The sequence below is a fragment of the Pusillimonas sp. genome (assembly GCF_044464525.1).
In the GTDB taxonomy this organism is placed as follows: Bacteria; Pseudomonadota; Gammaproteobacteria; order Burkholderiales; family Burkholderiaceae_B; genus Pusillimonas.
The window spans coordinates 16,574-38,597 of the sequence record NZ_JBIQLE010000006.1; the positions used below are offsets into that span (position 1 = coordinate 16,574).

The 22,024-nt window shown below is 59.2% G+C and carries 27 protein-coding genes and 1 tRNA gene; 16 read left to right on the forward strand and 12 right to left on the reverse strand.

Annotation, left to right across the window (positions count from 1 at the left end):
- Positions 1-47 precede the first annotated feature (47 nt).
- The gene (locus tag ACIY1O_RS04860; protein WP_397473961.1) at positions 48-716 is read left to right on the forward strand and encodes a 7-cyano-7-deazaguanine/7-aminomethyl-7-deazaguanine transporter; all 669 of its coding nucleotides are present in this window, start codon (positions 48-50) and stop codon (positions 714-716) included.
- 11 nt (positions 717-727) lie between these two features.
- Here ACIY1O_RS04860 and ACIY1O_RS04865 read toward each other — a convergent pair whose 3' ends face one another.
- On the reverse strand, positions 728-1,216 hold the full coding sequence (locus ACIY1O_RS04865) for an NADAR family protein (protein ID WP_397473962.1): 489 nt from the start codon (positions 1,214-1,216) through the stop codon (positions 728-730).
- A 123-nt stretch (positions 1,217-1,339) separates the two neighbouring features.
- On the opposite strand from ACIY1O_RS04865, the gene ACIY1O_RS04870 reads away from it, so the two are divergent.
- Both ACIY1O_RS04870 and ACIY1O_RS04875 read left to right on the forward strand, forming a co-directional pair.
- A tRNA-Cys gene (locus tag ACIY1O_RS04870) sits at positions 1,340-1,413 on the forward strand.
- Between the two features lie 109 nt (positions 1,414-1,522).
- Positions 1,523-2,020: a DUF4188 domain-containing protein gene (locus ACIY1O_RS04875; RefSeq protein ID WP_397473963.1), complete on the forward strand. Its 498-nt coding sequence runs from the start codon at positions 1,523-1,525 to the stop codon at positions 2,018-2,020.
- 227 nt (positions 2,021-2,247) lie between these two features.
- On the opposite strand, the gene ACIY1O_RS04880 is transcribed toward ACIY1O_RS04875, so the two are convergent.
- Positions 2,248-2,394: a lmo0937 family membrane protein gene (locus ACIY1O_RS04880; RefSeq protein ID WP_397473964.1), complete on the reverse strand. Its 147-nt coding sequence runs from the start codon at positions 2,392-2,394 to the stop codon at positions 2,248-2,250.
- A gap of 338 nt (positions 2,395-2,732) precedes the next feature.
- Here ACIY1O_RS04880 and ACIY1O_RS04885 point away from each other — a divergent pair, with 338 nt between their 5' ends.
- Both ACIY1O_RS04885 and ACIY1O_RS04890 read left to right on the forward strand, forming a co-directional pair.
- Positions 2,733-3,389 (forward strand): PRC-barrel domain-containing protein, encoded by a 657-nt coding sequence (locus tag ACIY1O_RS04885; protein ID WP_397473965.1) that lies wholly within the window; start codon positions 2,733-2,735, stop codon positions 3,387-3,389.
- Positions 3,390-3,517: 128 nt separating this feature from the next.
- The gene (locus ACIY1O_RS04890; protein WP_397473966.1) at positions 3,518-3,724 is read left to right on the forward strand and encodes a hypothetical protein; all 207 of its coding nucleotides are present in this window, start codon (positions 3,518-3,520) and stop codon (positions 3,722-3,724) included.
- Positions 3,725-3,788: 64 nt separating this feature from the next.
- Here ACIY1O_RS04890 and ACIY1O_RS04895 read toward each other — a convergent pair whose 3' ends face one another.
- Positions 3,789-3,932 carry a hypothetical protein gene (locus ACIY1O_RS04895; RefSeq protein ID WP_397473967.1) on the reverse strand — a complete coding sequence of 48 codons (144 nt, stop codon included), beginning with the start codon at positions 3,930-3,932 and terminating at the stop codon, positions 3,789-3,791.
- 159 nt (positions 3,933-4,091) lie between these two features.
- On the opposite strand from ACIY1O_RS04895, the gene ACIY1O_RS04900 reads away from it, so the two are divergent.
- From ACIY1O_RS04900 to ACIY1O_RS04920, 5 genes are read left to right on the forward strand one after another with little or no spacing between them, the layout of a single operon-like run.
- Positions 4,092-4,778, forward strand: a complete 687-nt coding sequence (locus ACIY1O_RS04900) for a DUF2946 family protein (RefSeq protein WP_397473968.1) — start codon at positions 4,092-4,094, stop codon at positions 4,776-4,778.
- Positions 4,779-4,810: 32 nt separating this feature from the next.
- Positions 4,811-5,398 carry an NUDIX hydrolase gene (locus tag ACIY1O_RS04905; RefSeq protein ID WP_397473969.1) on the forward strand — a complete coding sequence of 196 codons (588 nt, stop codon included), beginning with the start codon at positions 4,811-4,813 and terminating at the stop codon, positions 5,396-5,398.
- Positions 5,399-5,409: 11 nt separating this feature from the next.
- Entirely contained in the window at positions 5,410-6,162 is a 753-nt protein-coding gene (gene aat, locus ACIY1O_RS04910) for a leucyl/phenylalanyl-tRNA--protein transferase (RefSeq protein ID WP_397473970.1), read from the forward strand.
- 28 nt (positions 6,163-6,190) lie between these two features.
- Positions 6,191-6,910, forward strand: coding sequence for an arginyltransferase (locus tag ACIY1O_RS04915; protein WP_397473971.1), 720 nt, complete (start codon positions 6,191-6,193; stop codon positions 6,908-6,910).
- A gap of 4 nt (positions 6,911-6,914) precedes the next feature.
- Positions 6,915-7,958 (forward strand): quinone-dependent dihydroorotate dehydrogenase, encoded by a 1,044-nt coding sequence (locus ACIY1O_RS04920; RefSeq protein WP_397473972.1) that lies wholly within the window; start codon positions 6,915-6,917, stop codon positions 7,956-7,958.
- A gap of 171 nt (positions 7,959-8,129) precedes the next feature.
- Here the strand turns inward: ACIY1O_RS04920 and phaP are convergent, their stop codons facing one another.
- The 4 genes from phaP to ACIY1O_RS04940 all read right to left on the reverse strand — a co-directional run bounded on the left by phaP (position 8,130) and on the right by ACIY1O_RS04940 (position 11,414).
- Complete coding sequence (gene phaP / locus ACIY1O_RS04925) at positions 8,130-8,720, reverse strand: TIGR01841 family phasin (RefSeq protein ID WP_397473973.1); 591 nt, start codon at positions 8,718-8,720, stop codon at positions 8,130-8,132.
- Positions 8,721-8,890: 170 nt separating this feature from the next.
- Positions 8,891-9,712, reverse strand: coding sequence for an IclR family transcriptional regulator (locus ACIY1O_RS04930; protein WP_397474070.1), 822 nt, complete (start codon positions 9,710-9,712; stop codon positions 8,891-8,893).
- Positions 9,713-9,798: 86 nt separating this feature from the next.
- Positions 9,799-10,608, reverse strand: coding sequence for a competence/damage-inducible protein A (locus ACIY1O_RS04935; RefSeq protein ID WP_397473974.1), 810 nt, complete (start codon positions 10,606-10,608; stop codon positions 9,799-9,801).
- Complete coding sequence (locus ACIY1O_RS04940; RefSeq protein WP_397473975.1) at positions 10,605-11,414, reverse strand: EI24 domain-containing protein; 810 nt, start codon at positions 11,412-11,414, stop codon at positions 10,605-10,607. The genes ACIY1O_RS04935 and ACIY1O_RS04940 overlap by 4 nt, the downstream gene beginning before the upstream one ends.
- 60 nt (positions 11,415-11,474) lie before the next feature.
- On the opposite strand from ACIY1O_RS04940, the gene ACIY1O_RS04945 reads away from it, so the two are divergent.
- Positions 11,475-11,861, forward strand: coding sequence for a thioredoxin family protein (locus ACIY1O_RS04945; protein ID WP_397473976.1), 387 nt, complete (start codon positions 11,475-11,477; stop codon positions 11,859-11,861).
- Positions 11,862-11,924: 63 nt separating this feature from the next.
- Here ACIY1O_RS04945 and ACIY1O_RS04950 read toward each other — a convergent pair whose 3' ends face one another.
- Complete coding sequence (locus ACIY1O_RS04950) at positions 11,925-13,283, reverse strand: DEAD/DEAH box helicase (protein WP_397473977.1); 1,359 nt, start codon at positions 13,281-13,283, stop codon at positions 11,925-11,927.
- Between the two features lie 215 nt (positions 13,284-13,498).
- Here ACIY1O_RS04950 and ACIY1O_RS04955 point away from each other — a divergent pair, with 215 nt between their 5' ends.
- The 3 genes from ACIY1O_RS04955 (at position 13,499) to ACIY1O_RS04965 (ending at position 15,793) form a co-directional block, all read left to right on the forward strand.
- Positions 13,499-14,419 carry a branched-chain amino acid transaminase gene (locus ACIY1O_RS04955; RefSeq protein WP_397473978.1) on the forward strand — a complete coding sequence of 307 codons (921 nt, stop codon included), beginning with the start codon at positions 13,499-13,501 and terminating at the stop codon, positions 14,417-14,419.
- Between the two features lie 63 nt (positions 14,420-14,482).
- Positions 14,483-14,677: a zinc-finger domain-containing protein gene (locus ACIY1O_RS04960; RefSeq protein WP_397473979.1), complete on the forward strand. Its 195-nt coding sequence runs from the start codon at positions 14,483-14,485 to the stop codon at positions 14,675-14,677.
- Positions 14,678-14,701: 24 nt separating this feature from the next.
- Positions 14,702-15,793, forward strand: coding sequence for a YheT family hydrolase (locus ACIY1O_RS04965; protein WP_397473980.1), 1,092 nt, complete (start codon positions 14,702-14,704; stop codon positions 15,791-15,793).
- A gap of 139 nt (positions 15,794-15,932) precedes the next feature.
- Here the strand turns inward: ACIY1O_RS04965 and ACIY1O_RS04970 are convergent, their stop codons facing one another.
- The 4 genes from ACIY1O_RS04970 to ACIY1O_RS04985 form a co-directional block, all read right to left on the reverse strand.
- Complete coding sequence (locus tag ACIY1O_RS04970) at positions 15,933-17,435, reverse strand: M48 family metalloprotease (RefSeq protein WP_397473981.1); 1,503 nt, start codon at positions 17,433-17,435, stop codon at positions 15,933-15,935.
- On the reverse strand, positions 17,432-18,295 hold the full coding sequence (locus tag ACIY1O_RS04975; protein ID WP_397473982.1) for a cytochrome c oxidase assembly protein: 864 nt from the start codon (positions 18,293-18,295) through the stop codon (positions 17,432-17,434). Before ACIY1O_RS04975 ends, ACIY1O_RS04970 begins: the two co-directional genes overlap by 4 nt.
- A 139-nt stretch (positions 18,296-18,434) precedes the next feature.
- A complete protein-coding gene (locus tag ACIY1O_RS04980; RefSeq protein WP_397473983.1) occupies positions 18,435-18,770 on the reverse strand; it encodes a hypothetical protein in 336 nt (111 codons plus the stop codon).
- Between the two features lie 505 nt (positions 18,771-19,275).
- Positions 19,276-19,728: an NINE protein gene (locus ACIY1O_RS04985; RefSeq protein ID WP_397473984.1), complete on the reverse strand. Its 453-nt coding sequence runs from the start codon at positions 19,726-19,728 to the stop codon at positions 19,276-19,278.
- Positions 19,729-19,806: 78 nt separating this feature from the next.
- On the opposite strand from ACIY1O_RS04985, the gene ACIY1O_RS04990 reads away from it, so the two are divergent.
- Both ACIY1O_RS04990 and dusB read left to right on the forward strand, forming a co-directional pair.
- Positions 19,807-20,958, forward strand: coding sequence for an FAD-dependent monooxygenase (locus ACIY1O_RS04990; RefSeq protein ID WP_397474071.1), 1,152 nt, complete (start codon positions 19,807-19,809; stop codon positions 20,956-20,958).
- Positions 20,959-21,000: 42 nt separating this feature from the next.
- Positions 21,001-22,017: a tRNA dihydrouridine synthase DusB gene (dusB, locus tag ACIY1O_RS04995; protein WP_397473985.1), complete on the forward strand. Its 1,017-nt coding sequence runs from the start codon at positions 21,001-21,003 to the stop codon at positions 22,015-22,017.
- The last annotated feature ends 7 nt before the right edge of the window (positions 22,018-22,024 follow it).

Sequence of the window (22,024 nt, forward strand, 5' to 3'; positions counted from 1 at the left end):
CTTGCATTCCATGGGTTCCCTAACCCCATCCATCAAAAAGGCATGTCATGTCATCTGCTTCCCTCCCGCCGTCGCGGGAAAATTTTTACCTGTCCCTTCTAGTCGCGTTTCACATCCTGGTCATCATCGCCAGCAATTATCTGGTGCAACTGCCCATCGACCTGTTCGGATTCCACAGCACCTGGGGCGCCTTCAGTTTCCCTTTTATATTTCTGGCCACCGACCTTACCGTGCGCCTGATCGGTAAATCCGAAGCGCGCAGCGTCATTACCCGCGCAATGGTGCCGGCACTTATCGCCTCTTACATCATATCGGTCCTGTTTCATGAAGGCCGCTTCAATGGCGCCGAGGCCTTGGGCGAGTTCAACACCTTTGTGTTCCGCATCGCGTTTGCCAGTTTCGCCGCCTACGTACTGGGCCAATTGCTGGACGTGCAGGTCTTCGACCGCATGCGCCGCGGATACGTGCAATGGTGGGTTGCGCCCGCAGCCTCATCCGTGGTTGGACAGGCTCTGGATACGGCGGCGTTCTTCAGTATTGCCTTTTGGCGCAGCAGCAACCCCTTCATGGCCGAGCATTGGGTTGAGATCGCCGTGGTGGACTATGTCATCAAGCTGTCGGTAAGCCTGTTGCTGTTCGTACCGATGTACGGTATTGCCCTGAATGCAATCATCCGGCTCATGAAGCGGCGCGAGGCCCTGCCCAGCGCAGCTTGATTGCCTGCCACTCAGGTAGAGCGGACCTTGCCGTCGGCAAGAAGCTCGTCTCGCATCTGATTAAGAATACGGCAAAACACCACAGCAGGCAGTGAAGTTGTGGGAGACTCGGGCTCGTTGGTGACATGGATCAGGTTAGCCCCGTCGGTTGAAGCCAAGGTCTGCGCCAAGCCTGCATTTTGAGCAATACGAGCACGGATGGCGCGCTCAATAAGCTGGTGATGCTCGGGCGACCCATAAGCAAATTGCCGCCCTTGCCAGTAGGCGCCGCTACGGTCGGCCTGGCTTCCCAGGTTCTTGGCATCCCAGCCGCTGAGCACAAACGCCCGCTCGCGGCGAGGGTCGCCTTCGGGAAACTTGACCCCCTGGATGAAACCTTCGATCGATGCAAACAGGACGCCGTCCAAACTGAAGGGAGACAACTGAAAGTTGGACAAAGCAACCCCTCTCCAATCGGCGGAAGTGCTGGAAACATTCAACGTGTTTTCGGCCTGGCTCATAATCCTCTCGTGCTCGCGTTTGCCACAACCGAGGATTGTACCGGCCCCAACGCCATTGTGTATAATAGCGGACTTGGCTTGATACGCAAAAACACAAAAGACAAGCTTGCAGGTATAGGCTCGGGCGCAATGGCAGAGTGGTTATGCAGCGGATTGCAAATCCGTGTACATCGGTTCGATTCCGGTTTGCGCCTCCAGTATTCTTCTAATAAATAGAACCACCGCCTGCAACGGTAAAAAATTCCGCTGCCCCATTATGCGCAAGCCGTCCACGCGCCAAAGTTTGGCTTCGTAAGGGTTTGAATCATGAAACGGCATACGGTGGATTTGTCGCAGTACCCTGATCTGGTTGTCATCTACCTGGGCATGCGGGTAAATATGCTTCGCGGCGTGAAGACATTGCTTGGCTTTGGGCCGAAAATCAGCGAAGTGGGCAAAGACAAACCGGACGGCCTGCTTGCTCACGAGAACATACTCTATTCCTTGTTCCCGCTACACATCGGCATGCGCCAATATTGGCGAGATTTCGAAAGCCTGGAATGCTGGGCTCGTTCCGCCCCCCACCGAGACTGGTGGAAAGACTTTCTCAAAGATTCAAAAGGCACCGGATTCTGGCATGAAGCCTACTTCCGCAAAGGGGGCATGGAAGCCGTATATATTGATATCCCCGAGCGTTTCGGCTTGCGTGCTTTCGCCCCGGAACTCGAGGCGCGCGGGCCCATGTTTTCTTCTCGACAACGCGCCGGACGCAACGAGCAGAGCTCACCGCCACCGGTGGTGCCCGAAAACGAGTTCTACCAATAGCTCTCTTACTGAAAACCGTGCCACGACCCGTTCAGACCGACAATAAATTCGGCAAGCGCTTCACCGTTTCGTACTGCTGACCGCCGCACTGGCGCCATGCCTGGCTATTGCAATCCAGACCCCGCTGCGGCGCATCCGGGATGACATTGCGAGGCGCCTCGGAAAACAAAATTTTCCGGGGCGCCTCGCCGCAGCCGGATGCGCTGCGGGCAATGCCGGCTGTGCCGTCAGGGAGAGCGGCCGCTGATCAAGCGCACCAGCACCATGATGATGGCCACCACAATCAGGATATGGATGAATCCACCTATGGTGTACGAGGTGACCAGACCCAGAAGCCAGAGAACCAACAGAATGACCGCTATGGTGTAAAGCATGGCATTTTCCTTTCTTTGCGTTATGAAACCCGGACAGGAGATTTCTTTTGTCGTCCGCAATCGGTAATTTTTACCCTATTTGCGTTGTTTCCGAACCCTTTGGCTCGGCCCCGCCCACTTTCAGCCACCGTCCCCGTTAGTACTGCAGTAAGAAAAACGAGTAGGTGTCGTGCTCTAGTACTGCTACTTCCTCCGTTGTTGCCTAAGAATCGTCTGTTTCCGTGCAAGCGCTGTGCCTACATTACAGCATTTTCAGCGGCTCATACAGAGTCCGGGCGCGGCATGGTAATTGCTTTGTCCTAATCGACCTTCTTCGGTCTATCAAACAGGAGAATGCTATGACTATGAAGAAAAAGCTCGCAATCGCAATTTGCAGCACATTCGCGCTCGCGCCGGTTGCCTTCGCGCAAACAGGAGGAGCTGTCGAAGGTACATCTTCGCCTCAGTCGGGCAGTCAGACGGATATGGGCGCAGACGGTGCGTCCAATAGCAACGCCGGAAGTGGATCTTCAGATACAGGGGCATCCACGAACTCGCCAGCGAACGGCGACGCTTCGGGCGGCGCGGATGCGTCGACCAGCGGCGCTTCCACCACTCCGTCAACCAGCGACGCGCCCACGGATGACAGCGACACTGGCGCCGCAGCCGCGCCAACTCCAGACGCAGCCAGTGGTGACAGCTTCGATGCGACACTAAAAGGTAAATCGGTATACAACGAGAACGACGAGAAAGTCGGAGATGTAAAAGATCTTGTGATGTCGACGGACGGCAAGGTCACACACGTTATTCTCGGCGTGGGCGGCTTTGTCGGCGTGGGCGAACACCCAGTCGCCATTCCTTATGATGAAATCAATCAAAGCGGCGACAGGGTGACACTGCAGGGCTATACCAAGGATCAACTGAAGGAAATGCCCGCTTTTGAATATCCGAAGGACGAACGCATGCCGGCTTCGGCGCCGGCAACGTCCGGGGCTTCACCGATGGGACCGCGCTAATTCAGCGGCTCTGAACTGCAAAGGGCGGGCCCGGACAACTGGCCCGCCCCGGATCCATCCGGCACTTTCGTCGCCAAGGAAGGAAAAGCCGCCATCAATGGCCAGGCCATATATCAGGAGCCATCGCTATGAACGAACCAAGCAGCAAGCCGGACAACGACACGCCTTTTCCGACCAAAGACGATCATCCAGAAACGCCAAGTGAGGTGTCTGCGGAACCGCAACAGAAGAAACGCTCTGAAGAAGAGCTTTTGGATGAAGGGCTGGACGAGACCTTTCCCGCCAGCGACCCGGTTTCAATCGGCGCCGAAACGCCCAAAAAGAAACCAAGCTAAATATACGTATTAAATAAAACGGGCCCCGTTCTTTACTATATGGACGGGGCCCGTTGCAACCGGGTTACTTCTTTTCGTCTCGCTTTGCGGACGACTGCTCGTCGTCGTCGCGATTGCCTTCGCTCTTGCTGCGATTGGCATCGGGGGCCACCCAGTTCAGGGGTTCAATCACAAAAGGGGGTTTTTTTTGTGTCGGTTTTTTCGACATGCTTAGAACTCTCCTTGTATGCTTCGGCCAAGCGCAACATGCGCCGGCAACACCCTGCAGTATACCACGTTATGTCAACTAAAGCCAGCATTTCCAGCCATCTCACGTTATTTAGGCGCTATCATGGCCTATTCGTGATCTAGATTGTGGCGGCCCAACATGGACGAGAAAGTCGAGGCGGCGGTGGCGCGGTGGCCTGAGGTCCCCAGCGTCTATGGCTGGCTTTCTCTTTCGGAACGTGGCCAGTGGCGCCTGCACCAAGACGGAACCGGCTGGGCTCCGGGGTGCGCCGCAATACCCAGCGACGCGCCCGGCGAGTCAATAGAAAGCCCACAAATCCGCGCATTCATCGACCGTAACTATGCAAGCGATCCACATGGACGCTGGTATTTTCAGAATGGCCCCCAGCGCGTCTACATCCGACTTGATGCAGCGCCCTATATACTCCATGTCGACAACACCTTGCTGGCGTTGAAAACCCATAATGGCTTGGCGGTACGGCATATCGATAGTTGGTGGATCGATGATCACGGAAGGCTTTACGCCTGCACCGAACACGGACCCGGCCTGGTTTCCGGGCGAGATACACCCGCCGTTTTCGAGGCGCTGCATACAGCCGCCGGCACGCCCCTGCTTTCGGTCCTCGAGCCTGCCCTGCTGGATATCGGCTCTGCGGCGAATGACCGAATTGCGCCGATGAACGCCGATACGGCATCCGGTCACCAGGTCTGGCTGCGCGTCGAAGGGGCCGCCGACCAAAACACCGCCGAACCGGCGCCGCTGCACTTTTGCCCCGCCTCTGCGCTACCCGCCCTGCTCGGCTTCTCGCAGTGTCCCGCACCCTGAACGGGAACGCCAAATAACTATAGAATAGGGCCATGACGACCCCCGCCCCCGCATTCTATTTTCCAGCGCCGCGTACCCAGAAGTACTGCAGCCAATGCAGCGCCGCGATCACTTTGCGCGTGCCGCCAGACGACAACCGCATGCGCGCTGTCTGCGACAACTGCGGGGCCGTCCACTATCAAAATCCGCGTAACGTGGTTGGCGTGCTGGCAGTTTGGCAAGATAAAGTGCTGTTGTGCCGCCGCGCCATCGAGCCCCGCTACGACAAATGGACGCTACCCGCAGGCTTCATGGAACTGGGTGAAACCACCGCTCAGGGGGCCATGCGCGAAACCCAGGAAGAAGCCGGCGCCCAAATCGAACTGGGCGAGCTATACACCATTATCGACGTGCCCCACGCAGAACAGGTGCACTTCTTCTATCTTGCAAAGGCTTTGTCCGGCGAGCTATTCCCTGGTTTGGAAAGCCTCGAGGCGCGCTACTTTCCATTAGACGAAATCCCGTGGCCCGAGCTGGCTTTTCGCACCGTTATCACCACGCTCGAACACTACGTCGCCGATGCGAAGCAAAGAGAATTTCCCATGCGTCACTACGAGATTCCCCTGCCAGTACCCGACTAAGCAGTTTTACCGTGAACCCCCTTGCCTGGATCGATGAGCACTCTCCGTTTCCGCATCCCAGCAAAGCTTTGCCCGAAGGCTTGCTGGCCGTGGGGGGCGGGCTTTCCATCGAGCGCCTGACCGAAGCCTATTCCCAAGGCATATTTCCGTGGTTCAACGAGGGCGATCCCATACTATGGTGGAGCCCCGACCCCCGCATGGTGCTCAACTGCGCCGATTTTCGTGCATCGCATTCACTACGCAAAAAGCTGCGGCAAGTGGCGCGGGGCGACCACGACCCTATGGCGCCCACCCAAATACGCATCAACACGGCTTTTTCACGTGTGATTCAGGCTTGCGCCGAGCCGCGCGGAAGACTGTCGGGCACCTGGATTTCACCGCAGATTCAAGCGGCGTACCATGCTTGGCACAAGGCCGGCAAGGTGCATAGCATCGAAACCTGGCACGAAGGCCGGCTCGTCGGCGGCCTGTACGGCGTATGTCTGGGGCGAATGTTCTACGGAGAGTCGATGTTTGCCAAAACCAGCGATGCGTCCAAATTGGCACTGGCCTATCTCGTGGCCTTTTTACAGCGCCAGGGCATTTCGCATATCGATTGCCAGCAACAGACGGCTCATCTGACGCGGCTGGGCGCACGCCCGATAAGCCGCGAAAAATTCCTGCTTATGCTGGCCGACACGCGACGCCATCCTACACCTCAATGGCACAGAGGGCGCCTGACAGCCGCCGGTGAGCTTGCAGCCCTGCCAACTATGACGCCATAATGAAAGCCCCGGCCCGTCGAACTATGCCATGAGTCATCCCACCGAGCCGACGCTCAAGACCCTGCAATTCTATTCAACAGCGTCATACCCTTGCAGCTACATCGAAGGGCGCGAAGCACGTTCCCAGGTGGCGGCCCCCACCCACTTGATTGATGCAGCCACCTATTCGCAGTTGGTTCGGCAGGGCTTTCGCCGCAGCGGGCTCTTCACCTACCGGCCACATTGTGATGCTTGCCGCGCTTGCCAGCCCATACGCGTCTCGGTCGATCGTTTCGAGCCCAACCGCACTCAACGCAAAATATGGCGCAAACATCAGAACTTACAGGCAAGCAATGCGCCGCTGGAATTTCAGCTAGAGCATTTTGAACTGTATCGTCGCTACGTATCTACTCGGCACGCCGGGGCGGGCATGGACGACGACGACCAATCGCAGTACACGCAGTTTCTTCTTACCAGCAGGGTCGACACTACCTTGATCGAGTTCCGCGACGAGCAAGGTGTTTTGCAGATGGTGTCCATCATAGATATCCTCGACACAGGGCTATCGGCCGTCTACACCTTTTTTGATCCCCACGCGCCCGGCAGCCTGGGCACCTATGGCGTGTTGTGGCAGATCGATCGCTGTCGGGCCATGGGCCTGCCTTGGCTATATCTGGGATACTGGATCAAGGAAAGCCGTAAAATGGCGTACAAAACACAATATCAGCCGTGCGAAATACTGCGCGACAGCCACTGGACCCTTATCTAATCCGATGTCCCTGCTTTTTAATTCCTACTCGCTGGCGCGTCCGGCGCTCTTTTCCCTGGACGCAGAAACTGCCCACGAACTAACTCTTTCTTCGCTGCAAAAAGCCTACGACTGCCGCCTGACGCGGCAGCTTCTAGCCAGCCGCCCGAGTCTTCCCGCCCAGCTCATGGGCATGTCCTTGCGTAATCCGGTGGGGCTTGCCGCGGGCCTGGATAAAAATGGCGCCCACATCGATGCGCTGGGGCAACTGGGTTTTGGTTTTATCGAGGTTGGCACGGTCACGCCACGCGCGCAGCCTGGCAACCCCAAACCGCGCATGTATCGCCTGCCCGAGGCCCACGCACTGATCAATCGCCTGGGTTTCAACAACGACGGGCTGAACAACTTCATCGACAACGTCAAGAAAAGCGCCTGGCGTACACAGGGCGGCATCCTGGGCCTGAACATCGGGAAAAACGCCGACACGCCCATCGAAAACGCGATCGACGACTACCTCATCGGCCTCGAAGGCGTCTACCCGCATGCCGACTACGTTACCGTAAACATTTCATCGCCGAACACCCAAAACCTGCGCAGCTTGCAAGATGGAAACGAATTTTCCGCCTTGCTGCAGTCGCTGCAGGAAAAGCGCAAGGAATTAGCAGACAGGCACCAAAAGAACGTGCCGCTGGTCGTAAAGATTGCCCCCGATCTCTCTGCAGAGCAGATCGACCTCATTGCCGACACCCTGCCTCGGTACGGTGTCGACGGCGTCATTGCGACCAACACCACCATCACGCGCGACGCCGTCTCGGGCCACCCTCACGCGGGCCAGGCCGGCGGGCTTTCAGGCCCGCCCGTGCATGCTTTGTCGTTGGCTGTCATACATCGGCTGCGACAACGCCTGGGCGCCGAGCTTGCGATCATCGGTGTTGGCGGAATACACGAAGGTCGACACGCGCGCGAGAAAATCGAAGCAGGCGCCGACGCCGTCCAGCTGTATACCGGCCTGATCTACCGCGGCCCCTTGCTGGTCAAAGACTGCGTGCGTGCCTTAAGCCGCAAGTAAGCCCTCAAAGCGCCTTCATGCGCATGCCCGCTCTTTGTCGCCCAACCCGCAAGTAAAAAACCTCGGCAAGTCGGGTAGACTATACCGAGGTTTTTTGCCTGGCCGTCAACCCGTTTGAGGTCGACGGACAAGCTCGCTTCTATCGGCCCGCCTGTTGGCGGGCCGCTTGCATTAAGCGGTGGCGCGACGCGAACGCGATGCCGGCTTGGCGGCTGCTTCCGCTGCTTCGGCTGCGGATGACGCGGCCTGGAAGGTCGCATTGGCAGCTGCGGTCATGTTGGATTCAGCGGTTTGCGAAGCCTGCTTGGCGGCCTTGCTGACCGACTCGTAGGCGTTATTGACCGAGGCAAGCGTAGACTTCATCAAGGCAACAGCACTTTCAGAGCCAGTGGGAGCCGACTTGGAAAATTGCTCGATGGCATCGGAAATCTGCGTCTGGGCCTGGGCGACCTGATCTTCGGTCAGGCGGTTCAGGTTGCCTTGCAACGAAGAGACAATGTCATAAACATGCTTGCTGTAAGCGAGCGTTTTTTCTGCGCTGGGCTGTACCAGCGAACTGGTGAACGTAACGGCTTCCTGCGCATCCTTGACTTCAATCGCTTCTTGCGACTTCTGGGCGGCTTCGTCCAGCGTGGCTTTCATAACCTTCAGGTTCAGGTCGACAAGCTTTTCGAATCCGTCGAAAAATGCGCCTTGAAACGCAAGCAGGTTGTCCAGCGAGGCTTTCTGCGTAGCGAAAACGTTTTGGGGGATAGTGCTCATGGTGGGTTCCTCAAAGTGGGGCGCCCGGCATTCAGAGCTGGGCTGTTGGCAACTGATTATGTTGCATTGCACAAATCCTATTTTACGGAGTTTCGCAGCCACGTCAAGTGTTTTTGTTGCGCCGCAACAAAATAATGGCATTATTTTTGGAAATAAGGGGAATTGGGTGCTTAGACGCCCAGGGCGGTACGCTCGTACCCCAGCGCCTCGGAAATCCGGGCGGCTGTATCTTGCAATAAACCGATCCACTCATCCCGCAGACGATCTGCGGGAGCCGAGATCGACAGCCCCGCCTGCAACTTCCCGCTATCGTCGTAAACTCCAGCGGCTATGCATCGCACCCCCAGCTCAAGCTCTTCGTTGTCGCGTGAATAGCCGTGGCGGCGGATCAAAGCCAGATCTCGTTCCAGTTGATCAGCCTTCGTCAAGCTGTTCCGGGTCGTACCCGCCAGACCGGTGCGCATGATGTACGCCTTCACCTGACGTGGGTCGCTCACAGAAAGAAACAGCTTGCCGGTGGAGGTAAGGTGCAAAGGCGCCCGCCCCCCGATGGCGCGCACCACCTGCATGCCCGAACGCTCGCTCCAGGCACGTTCGACATAAATGATCTCATCGCCCTGCTGGACCGAAAGGTTGATGGTTTGACCGGTGATGGTGTGCAGCTCGCGCATATAGTCGATGGCCACTTCGCGCACGTTGAGACGGCCCTTGACGAGCGACCCAAGCTCGAGCAGCCGCATGCCCAATTGATACATGCCGCTGTCGACGCGCTCGACATAGCGTCCCACCACCAGATCATTAAGAATTCGATGAGCAGTGGAGGCGTGCAAGCCCGTGGCGGCCGCTATATTCTTTAGTGCGACCGGCTCAGCATGCCTAGCCAACACGTCGAGCAGCAGCATGGCGCGCTCGAGTACCTGGATGGCAATTTGGGACCCTTCGGCGGAGATGGGCTCGAGGGGTTTAGAGGCTGTTGTGGTCTGGATCGGCATGGTGAAAGAGATATGTCGCAACGCAACAATCCCATATTATGAAAAAAACCTTGTTGCTGGCAAGTGTTTTTTGCTGATACCGGCCCTTATGGCGGCGTCAGTCTGCCGCCTGCGCGCTCAACCTCGGCACGCAGGTAAGCCAAAGCCTCAGCTGCGGCCTGGGGTTCGCCCTTGACGCCCAGATCGATGTGCGGATGACCTTTGTCGCCCATGCTGGGCAGGCTGAAAGCCTTGACGCCGGGCCACTGCAGCTCGAGTGCTTCAAGCGCGGGCGTGATGCGCGACTCTGGCAGATTGAAGGCCAGGAAGGAATGCTCGATACGGGTCGTACGGTGATGAAAATGGCGATAGCGCGTATCCAGCGTCCATTCCATCATCGGCCATGCGATTACGGGGAACCCAGGCATGAAGGTGTGGTTGCGAATGAAATAGCCGGGAATCTTGTTGTATGGGTTGGGCACGATCTGGGCGCCTTGCGGAAACACGCCCATCTGCAATCGCTGTTGATTTTCCGGGGTCGACATATCGGCGCTGCCGCTGCCCCGGCGCGACATCTCGGCGCATCGCTCTGTGATCAGGCGTTCGGCCTCCGGGTGCAAGGCCAGCGCCACGCCCAAGGCCTGGGCCGTCGCCTGGCGCGTCTGGTCATCCGGTGTCGCCCCGATTCCGCCACAGCAAAATACAATGTCAGAACTGGCAAAACTGCGTTCGAGGGTGGTTGCAATGGTGTCGCGATCATCTGAAATGAACTCGGCGCCCGCCAGCTGCATGCCTCGCTGGGACAACAAATCGATGAGTTTGGGCATGTGTTTGTCTTGGCGTCGACCTGAAAGAATTTCATCGCCGATAATGATAAGCCGCACAAGACTGGTGGGCCCGGAAGCGTTCACTGTCATGATTGCTCCTGATCAAGATTGACACCTACCTGCAGGGCCTCGCGCTGGCGCAGCTGGCGCAGGGCCTCGAGGCTGAAATGCGCAAAAACCAGTGCTGAAAATACCGGCAACACCAGCCAGGCAGGTGGAAACAAGTTGACCAGCGCCAGCACGAAGCCGATCAGCCAATACTGCCGGCTGTGCCTGCGCCAGATTTGCTTGCGCTCGTTGGCGGTAGCGTGTTCGATAATGGCATCGACGCGCAACATGCGGGTAAAAGCGAATGCCCACCAGACAATGGGCAAGACCACCGGTAAAGGGGGGATCAGCCACAACGGCATGGTTACCAGCCAGCCAAGCGAAAACAAGACCCCCACCCAGATGGCGTTCCAGGCACTATATGTATTGGAGAATTGCCCGTGGCGCACAACGCCCAGATATTCGCGCCTCTCGAGGTGGCGCAACACGATGGGCATGACGAAGATGGCGGCGATTATCAGGCCCAATATGCCGGAAAGCGGCAGCAGTATGGCCACCGCCAACAGCGGAACCAGATACAGCTTCAAAGAAAACAGGCCGATGGCCAACAGCCATTGATCAAACTCGTTCAAATAATGCCAATTGAGTGCGTGGGCGTCCAACCAATTGGTCAACGGAGCCCAAAAGGCCCACAGCAACACCACGGCGCCCACCAAAGCAATGAAAAAAGGCAGGAGCAACGTCAATAGCATTTTGGGATGGCACTGGGTGACAAGCGCCCGCTTGAATGCCACCCCTACCGCGGCAAGGCCGGTCGCGGGCCTGACTGCAATGTCATAATCGGTCATGGGCAATGCTTTCTGATGAACACCCGGCTATCATAATCAAACACCATTCGGTTTGTCTTTATGCCAATTTACGATCCGCAACACGACCTTGCAGCTCTGAAGCAACGCGCCGAAGGCAACGACGACATGCTTGTCGTATGTTATTGCGCGCAATGGTGCGATACCTGCGGGCAGTACCAGCACGACTTCTCTGCTTTGGCGGAACGCCATCCGCAGCACATTTTCATTTGGGTCGATATCGAAGAACAGCCCGAGCTGCTCGGGGATGAAGATGTCGAGAACTTCCCGACACTGCTGCTGCAAAGCGGCGGGACGAACCTTTTTTTCGGGACGCAGCTGCCGTATATCAGCCATCTCGAAAAACTGCTGGATCGAGCCGACGACTTGCGAACCGCGCAGCGCGACGGCGGCCCGCCGCCTTTGCGCCCCTTGCTGGCGCAAAGCTAGAAAGCCGGAAGCCAGGCAAGCCGAGCAGCGTACGCCGCATACAGCGAAACAGGTACAGTTTGCTTAGCGTCCGCCGCCCAGCAGCACGCCCACCGACCTTTTTGAAGTTGCCGCCGCCGTATTGCCGCGGACGTCTGCAGCCGCATTTCCGGCACTCGACGATGGGACGTAGGGACGATGGAAAAAATCATCGACGGGCTTGCGCGTAATGCCACCGCCCGAATAGCTTGAGCGGCTGCGATCACTAACGCGCGATCGCGGCGGCAGGCTTAAATGGCCGCGTGGAATCTTGGCCTTGATGAGCTTTTCGATATCGAGCAGGTAACGCTCTTCATCGGGCGCGTACAAGGCAATCGCCTCGCCCTTTGCGCCCGCTCGACCGGTACGCCCGATGCGGTGCACGTAGTCTTCGGCGTTGTACGGCAGGTCGTAATTGATGACGCACGGCACACCGGCCACATCCAGGCCTCGCGCCGCCACGTCGGTGGCAACGAGAACCTCGAGTTCGCCCGCCTTGAACGCCTCAAGCGCCTTCATGCGATCGAGCTGGCTTTTGTCGCCATGGATGGACTCTGCCTTGACGCCGTCGCGTTCAAGCTGGCGGGCCAGACGGCTGGTGCCTATCTTGGTATTGGAAAACACGATCACCTGGTTGAAACCGCGCGACTTGACCAAGTGCACCACTGCGGCGCGCTTGTCGTCGCCCGAAAACGGATAGGCGATCTGGCTGACCGTATCGGCGGTGGCGTTACGTGCCGCCACTTCAATCTCGACCGGGGTGTTGAGGCTGGCGCGCGCCAGCTTGCGGATCTCGCTGCTGAACGTGGCCGAGAAAAGCAGCGTCTGCCGCTTTACGGGCAACAGCCTGACGATGCGTTCGAGGTCGGGCAAAAAGCCCATGTCAAGCATGCGGTCGGCTTCATCCAGCACCAGAATGCCCACCTGCCCAAGATTGACGTTGCGTTGCTCAACGTGGTCGAGCAGACGGCCGGGCGTGGCGATAAGTATCTCGCAGCCGCGCCGCAGAGCTTCCCGCTGCGGGTTTATATCGACCCCGCCAAAGACTACGGCCGAGCGTAATGGCGTACCCTTGCAGTATTTGGCGACGCTCTCGGCCACTTGGTCGGCCAGTTCGCGCGTGGGAGCAAGAATGAGAGCCCGCACTGGATGGCGCGCCGGCGATGCACTGGTATTGGCCAGCGCCATCAGGCGGTGCAATATGGGCAGAGTGAAGGCGGCTGTCTTGCCAGTGCCGGTTTGGGCCGCCCCCATAACGTCGCGCCCGTCCAGGACGACTGGGATGGCTTGGCTCTGTATCGGCGTTGGCGTGGTGTATCCGGTGGATGCAATCGCCTGCAAGATGCTGGGATGCAGACCGAAGTCCGAGAAAGTGGGTGTGTCTGGTTTGCTGGTATCTGTCATTGAAATGGTAAATGCCGGTCCGGGCGAATGCCTAGTCCGGCGTTGGTAACTGACCTATTTTAGCGCAGGGCCGTCTTCCGCGCCGGGAATCCGGACAATATCAGTCACAAGTGTCGTGAAATGTCAACGATCAGGGCGTGCCGGAACCACCCCGGCGCGGCACGATGACGGTGTCGCCCCTTGGTACAATGATGCCTCTTTTCATGGAGAGCATTATGTCGATGTCCGATCGTGACGGCCTTATCTGGTATGACGGGAAACTGGTGCCGTGGCGCGACGCCACCACACACGTCCTGACCCATTCGCTGCATTACGGACTGGCCGTCTTCGAGGGCGAGCGCGCCTACAACACCGAAATCGGAACCGCTGTGTTTCGCCTGCGCGAGCATACCGACAGGCTCTTCAATTCAGCCCACATCTACCAGATGGAAATCCCCTTCGACCGCGAGACCATCATACAGGCTACGCTCGAAGTCGTTCGCCGCAACGAGCTCGAATCCTGCTACATCCGACCGCTGCTGTTTTACGGCTCCGAAAAAATGGGCGTCTCGCCCAAAGGCGCCACCGTGCATGTCGCCATCGCCGCTTGGCCATGGGGCGCGTATTTGGGCGAAGAAGCCCTGGCACAGGGCATACGCGTCAAAATTTCGTCGTTCGCTCGCCAACACGTGAACGTGACCATGCCTCGCGCCAAGGTCGCCAGCACCTATGCCAACTCCATCCTGGCCAACACCGAAGCCATCGAACAAGGCTACGACGAGGCCATCTTGCTGGATACCGACGGTTTCGTCGCAGAGGGCTCGGGCGAGAATATCTTCATCGTCAAGAACGGCATACTGTACGAGCCCGAAATTGCTTCCGCCCTTACCGGCATCACGCGCGACTCAATCCACGCGATCGCAGCCGATTTGGGGCTAACCATACATACCCGCCGCCTCACCCGCGACGATCTCTACATCGCCGACGAAGCTTTTTTTACCGGCACAGCCGCCGAAGTAACGCCCATACGCGAAATCGACAACCGCCGCATCGGCCAAGGCAGTCGCGGCCCGGTCACCGAGAAACTGCAAAAAGCTTTCTTCGACGTGGTCAACGGCCGAAACCCCAAGTACCTGCACTGGCTGACCAAGGTCTAGAGGCCGACGCGGCCCTTTCCCGCCAACTGATCATTCTTATCGCAATTGAACCCAGGAAACGTCATGAGCGCAGAACCGCAGACCGCACAAAGCCTGCAACCCATTCTCGTCACGCCCGACGAGCTGCCTGTCTACTGCCCCGGCCCCAAGGCGCCGCTATGGTCGATGCACCCCCGCATCTATATCGAGCTGGCCAAATCGGGCACCGCTACCTGCCCTTATTGCAGCGCAATCTATCAACTTCAAGACAAACTTTGACATAGGGCTGTTCACGCTAAGCTTGTGGCCGCGCAGATCGATTCCTCTCCCTGCCCGCAACCTTTCTGGTTGCCCGGCGGGCATCTCCAAACCATTCACGGCGCGCTGGCGGCGCGCTACCACCGTATCGCCTTCGTCCGCGACCGTGTCGACACGCCCGACGGCGATTTCATCGACTTCGACTGGGTCGGGCCGCATCTGTTTCCCAACAAGACGGCCGACAACGTCCATGTGAAGGCCGACCCGAGGCTGGCCGCCACCGCCGCGCGTCGCTGGATGCATGAAAGCGACTGGGCCTCTTTACCCTCGTCACCCGACACTTCCGCGCTGGTCTTGTTTCATGGCCTTGAGGGCAGCAGCTCGAGCCACTACGCCCAGTCCATAGCGCAACACTTCCGCGCGCGCGGTTGGGTGGTGGTCATCGCCCATTTGCGCGGCTGCTCGGGTTTTACGAACCGGATGGCGCGAGCCTACTACTCGGGCGACAGCGACGACCTTCGCTTCATGCTCGACACCGCCCTTGCCCGGCTGCCGCATGCCAAATGGCACGCGGCGGGGGTCTCACTGGGCGGCAACGCCATGCTCAAGTTCCTGGGCGAGCACCCCGAACTTGCACAGCGGCTCGAGGCGGCCGCCGCAGTTTCGGTTCCACTCGATCTGGTGGCCTGCGGAGCGGCCCTATCCGACACCATTTCGGGCAGACGGCTGTACGGACCCTATTTTTTACGCACCATGAAACGGAAGGTGCTCGAAAAGCTCAAGCGATTTCCGGGCAACATCGACGTGTTGCGCTTTAGTCAGGCGCGTACGCTGCGCGAATTCGACGACATATACACGGCGCCCATGCACGGTTACAAGAACGCACTCGATTACTGGACCCGCGCCTCCAGCAAACCCTGGCTGAAAGAGCTGACAGTGCCCACGCTGGTGCTGAACGCGCGCAATGACCCTTTCGTTCCAGCGCCCTCGCTGCCCGATTCGCACGAATGCTCGGATACTGTGCTGCTTCACCAGCCGGCCGAAGGGGGACACATGGGTTTTGTCACCGGGGCATTCCCGGGCCACCTGAACTGGCTGCCCCAGCGCATCGCTCGATATTTCGAAACCCGCATGTAAGAAGGCCCCCACGCCGCTCAGCCTGACGGCTGATTGCTGCCCCCCAAGGGGGCGCCTTTCGCCTTGGGGCGGCCCGGCGGCGAAAGAGGCCCCCACGCCGCTCAGCCCGACGGCTGATTGCTGCCCCCCAAGGGGGCGACTATTGCCTGAATCGCTCGAGCAGGGCGCGGTCGGAGCGGACTTTTTCTTGCAGGCGGCGGATTTCGACGTCGAGCTGGGACTGCACGTAGAAATCAGAGGACATGCCCCGGGCCTGCTGCAGATGTTCGACCGCGGTTGGCAGCGCGCCCACTTTTTCATAGTAGACCGCCATGGCGCGCCGTGCGTCGACGCCCTTGCCCAGACGCTCGTGGCTTTGGGCCAGCAATTGATACAGCCTGGGCTCATCAGGCCACTGCTTGATGCGCTGTTCGAGGAATTGCACCGCTTTTTGATCTTGCCGCGCAACCTTCAGCGCCTCGACCATGGCCAAGGCGACGCCAAGGCTTTGAGGCCAGCGCGACCACGCTGTCTCGGCCTGACCCAGAGCTTGCTCGTGACGACCTTGCTTGATTGACAACGCAATGCTGAGGCCCGCAATTTCGGGCGAGTTGGCGCCGCCTTCGCGAGACGCCTCCAGCGCCTGGCTGGTGGCCGCAAGGTCGCCCTGGCGCCAAGCGGAGTATGCCAGACCATACCAGGCCGCGGAGCGGCGTACGCCCTGGAAGTTTTCCGCTTCGCGCCGCAACGCGGATTCGGCGCTGCGCTGGCCGCTGCGCTCTTGCAAGATACGCAACTTGGCCCGTACATACCAGTAGGTATCGCTGTCGTGGTGCCTGTTCGACGGCGCCTCACGCACACGGTTCTGTATGTCGGACATGCGCTGGATCGATAGCGGGTGGGTACTGGCATACGAGCCGCCCCCCATGCCCTCATTGAGACGCGAAGCATTCATGAGTTGGCCGAACATCTGCGTCATGCCGTTGGGATCGAATCCGCCACGGCGCAGCATGTCCAGACCAACACGATCGGCTTCCTGTTCGGCTTGGCGTGAGAAGCCCAACTGCCGATCGACAGCCGCCGCCTGGCCGAATGCCGCCACTCCCATGGCCAGGTCTCCGCTGCCCGCCAGGGCGGCCAGCAAGGCCCCCGCCACCGACGCCATCATAAGATGACTGGACTGTTCTTGCTGGGTCATGCCCCGGGCGACGTGACGCTGCAAGACGTGACCGATTTCGTGGGCCACCACCGATGCAAGCTGGGATTCGTTATCCGACGCCACCACCAAGCCGCTATGGATGCCCACATACCCGCCGGGCAGGGCGAAAGCATTGATCTGGGGATCACGTATGGCGAAGACCTGGATGGACTGTGCCGGATTGGAGGAGCCGGCCACAAGCCGCCGGCCCAGACTGGCAAGATACTGGCTGACGTCGGGGTCTTGGATATAGGTGGGATCGCGGCGGCCCTGCTCCATAATTGCGTCGCCCAGGGTCTGCTCGAGCACAGGCGATAACTCGGCCGACGAGGCAGGGCCCATGCTGGGCAGGCCCACCGGCTGGCCATGCGCAACAAAACCCATGGCCGTGCAACACAATAGCGCAGCCAGCCGCCATGCTGCCCGGCGCCTGAGGCGGCGAAAGGAAAACGGTCGCACCATCATGCGCTTATCGCAGCCGGCCGCCGGTTCTTGGCCGAAAAGCGATTGTTTTTGTCTGGCAGCCGGTTTTTCCCCGATAGCCGCATCAGCGTCGCCAGGGCAAACAGCAAGCCGAAAACCTCGATGAAGCCGGCCAGCACCCACATGGTGAGGCCTCCGATGGCTTGATCGGTAACCGCCGACAAGCCTGGAATGGCACGCCCGCAAAGATCAAACACCGGATAAAGATCGTATTCAGTGAAAGTGATGACGGCGCCTACGATCATTTGCGGCACCATGGTGATTACGGGAGACAGAATGCGCGCACCAGGCGACATGACGGCCGGCGGACTGGGGCGACGATCAAGAATGAGGTTCCAGTACATGAAGCCGCTGATAACCACAGACCAGTTCATGAAGCGGTACAGGCGCCAGTCGAGCATGGAATAAAACTGGATGGTGGGGATTAACCACACCACCACCAGGAACACGAACAGGAACGGCACCCAGTATTTATTGGTGAATACAGCCTTAACCACCCGGCCGCCGGGGGTGCGCCGGAAATCGCGCAGCCAGATGCGGGCGCGCATGGGCAAACCGGCCCGCAGGACCTGGCCGGCGTATGCTCCCATGATAAGAAGCGGCCCCAAGTGGTGCAAAACCAAATGCTGGAGGCGATGCGCAAAGAACAAGCGCTCGGCGTAATAATCGATGCGTGTATGCAGCGAGAGATACAACAGTACAAAGCCGCACCAGAAGAGGAGCTGGCGCGCGGCGCCAACCCGGCGCACCCGGGTGCCGCGTATATACAATGCGCCGGATACGATGAAGGCAATGATTAGGGTTGGGGAAAATTCCCAGGGTATGAGCCAGCCAAGATCCATGGATGATCCAGATTCAAACCACCAAACGGCCGCAGCATGGTCGGCGCGCGCAACCACTGCATGGCGGTAGCAAAACTATTAGGGGGCCCTGCACAAGCGGCGTAGCTTGCGTAAGCCGCGCAGCTTGTGCAGCGATGCCCTAGTTTAAAGCAATATGCCGATGGTCGCCCCATTGCAGGCCCCGAACCGAGGGGTTGGAGCGCAAGTGCCGGGCGCGGTCCATCAGCACGCTGCGTAGTTCGGGCGGACAATTTACGGTGACGCAGGCCGTGGCCAGGTCGGCGTGCTTGCCATGGTCGATTTGCATGCCGGCCACAGAAAGCCCCGCCGCGCCAAAATCGGCGTAGATCTGTTTACGTAACTGAGCCAGATCGGCGCGTGGACACATGATGGTAAGCCGCGAAAGCGGTTTGCGCACAGGCATCGCGGTTGGGCGCACGCCGGCGCGACGCAGGAAGAGGTTGAAGAGCCGCATAAGAGACCTCCCGTAAACACACGGCCGGCGCGACAGCGCTCGGCACAAGCAGGCCGCTTGCCTGCGGCCCGCAATGATTGAAAACATTCGTGTGGGAGACTTTCACGGCAAAAGAACTTTGCCATGTACTGCCGCCCACGCCCATAAGTTGTGACTGAAATCACCAGGGCGTGGACAATAGGGCTACAAAGGGAATTTTCCTTGCCCGCTAACGCTAACCTGCCGGATTACCTTGCAGCTTGCCTAGTGGGTTGCCTTGTCATACATCTTGCGCCTGGCTTTCAGTCTTTGGCTTTGTTTGTGCATAATCGATCACTGCTCAATGGATCGCTGCACAATCGACCGCTACACAATCGACTATTGCCATCGTCTGAGTCGGAATTCACCGCTTCTAGCTCCGTAAAATTCAACAGCCTTATATTCTAGCGTGGCGACGTGGACATAACAACCCTTGGTAATTTCGAAATGTTGGCGCAGGGATACAAAGCCGCCTTGCCGGCCGGCTTCACAAAACGTAGCCATCCAGCCAGCCCAGAGCCCTGTATACATGCATCACGATCAGCGCAATGCCAAACAGCAACGCCGAACTGCCCACTAAAGTGGCAAAGATGGCAATGAGCACCGGCCCCCATCCGGTACGCGTTGTGCGGCCGGAGCCGGCGTTGTACCGCGCGTCGAACCAGGCGTCGGTCTTTAACGAAAAGATCAGCGACTCGATAAAACCGGCCGTGATCGGCACGACCAAGAAGAGGAATGGAGGGCTATCCCACCAAACAGGATAAAACTGCGCCAGCACTATCATCAGGCACGACGCCAAGGTCACCATCCAGGCGCGCGGGCGGCCCAGATACCACCAATGGGCTCCAAACACCCCCAAGACCGCCGCCAGCAGGGCTACAATGACCTTGCTTCGGTGTCGATTCAGCCCGCCATCCACGGCGGTATGGTTCTGCTCCATACTATCCTCTATCACTTTCACGGCCCAAGCCTCACAACGCTCATTACGGCCTGCATTGTAGTAAACCCGACCATGACCATGGAAACGCCCGAATTCGACATCGTCATCTCCGGAGCGGGCCCGGTGGGTTCCGCCTTGGCACTGCTGTTGGCGCGTACGGCGCGCGTACCCGAACGCATTGCCTTGCTCGAGAGGTCGCCCACGAGCCAGGCCACCCCTGTTGCGGCCGACCCCCGCACCCTGGCCATGAACCACGGCAGTCGCATGCTTCTCGAACCTCTGGGCGCCTGGCCGGCTCAATCCGCCGAAATCACCACCGTCCATGTTTCGCAGCGCGGCCGCCTGGGCCGCACCCTGATCACCCACGAAGAACTCGGCGTACCCAGACTGGGCAGCGTGGTTGCCTATCCGGCCTTGCAGCAATCAATGTTGCAGGCGTTGACTCAAAGCGGTGTCTCACTGCTGGAAGCCGGCCGCGAGGAACCCGGCGCGCACAAATCCCAGTGGCGAACTGCCGATGGCCGGCCCATCGATGGGCGCCTGCGCGTAAGGTCAGACGGCTCGCCCCCCGGTGGCATCCAGCGCAGTTACGACCAATATGCGGTGCTAACCAGCATTGAAGCTGGTCGGCCCAGGGCAGGATGGGCTTACGAACGATTCACCCGTCAGGGCCCGCTGGCGATTCTGCCCCACCCTGCTGGTGGAGCGCGGTACGCATTGGTATGGTGCTGCGCGCCCGAGCGGGCGACGCTTCTGCTGCAACTTGACGACACGCAATTCGCCCGCGAATTACAAGACGCTTTCGGCGACCGCCTGGGAAGCCTTGAACCCGTCGGCGAGCGCCATGTGTTTCCACTGGCTCTTAATGCCGGCCCCCTGCTGCTCGACTCACGCACGGTGGCGGTGGGCAACGCCGCCCAGACTTTGCACCCCGTGGCAGGCCAGGGCCTGAATCTCGGCCTGCGCGACGCCGCCCAACTAGCTCAGGCACTTAGCGGCTGGCTCAATCACCCCACAAGCGACCCGGCGCCGCTACTGCAAAAATTCACGCGCCGGCGCCGGCCCGACCGGTGGATCACCTCGGCGCTAACCGATTTCCTGCCGCGCGTATTCGCCACCGGCAACCCGCTCGTCGAACACGGCTGCGGCCTCAGCCTGCTGGCCCTGGATTCCTGCCGCGCACTGCGCACTCCTCTGGCGCGACACCTGCTCGAAGGGCTTCGCACCTAAACCACGCACCAGGCGTCCAGACCGGTAGGGTAAAATCACCCCATGCGCATCGGCCCCTGGCAACTTCCCAACCCCGTCTTCGTCGCCCCCATGGCGGGTGTTACCGACCGACCCTACCGCCAATTGTGCAAGCGGCTGGGCGCGGGATACGCCGTGTCCGAAATGGCTGCGAGCAATCCGCGCCTATGGAACAGCGTCAAAACGTCGCGGCGTCTGAACCATCAGGGCGAGGCCGATCCCATAGCCGTTCAGATCGCGGGTTCCGACCCCGGCATGATGGCCGAGGCGGCAGTATTCAACATCACCAAGGGCGCCCGCATCATCGACATCAACATGGGCTGTCCGGTAAAAAAGGTGTGCAACGTGGCATCGGGCTCGGCCTTGCTGCGCGACGAAGCCCTCATCGTTAAAATTCTGCAAAGCGTGGTGGAAGCGTGCCGGCCGCACGGTGTGCCCGTCACGCTTAAAACACGCACAGGCTGGGATAGTTCCTCACGCAACGCCCTGCGCATCGCCACGCTGGCGCAAAACATAGGCATCGCCGCCTTGACCCTGCACGGACGCACACGTGCCGATATGTACAAGGGCCAAGCCGAATACGACACTATCAGGCAAGTGAAGCAGGCTCTGGAAATACCCGTGATCGCCAATGGCGACATCGATTCGCCCGAAAAGGCCAAATACGTATTACAGTATACGGGGGCCGATGCCGTGATGATCGGCCGGGCCGCGCAGGGTCGCCCATGGATATTCCGCGAAATTGCGCATTTTCTGGCGACAGGAAGCCATCTTCCGCCTCCCTGTTTCGGCGAACTGCGTGAATGCCTGCTCGAGCACCTTGAAGACCACTACCGTTTTTACGGCGAGTTCACCGGCGTGCGCTCGGCCCGCAAGCATATCGGCTGGTATCTAGCACATATGCCGGGGGCGCAAACTTTGATAACCTGCATCAACCAGGCGGAACACACCGCCGAACAGGTACGGGCGCTCGAGCACTGGTTTGACCAATACCCATCCAACGAGCCGATTTGCACCACGCCTGCTGCCCTGGCGGCCTAAGCAGCGC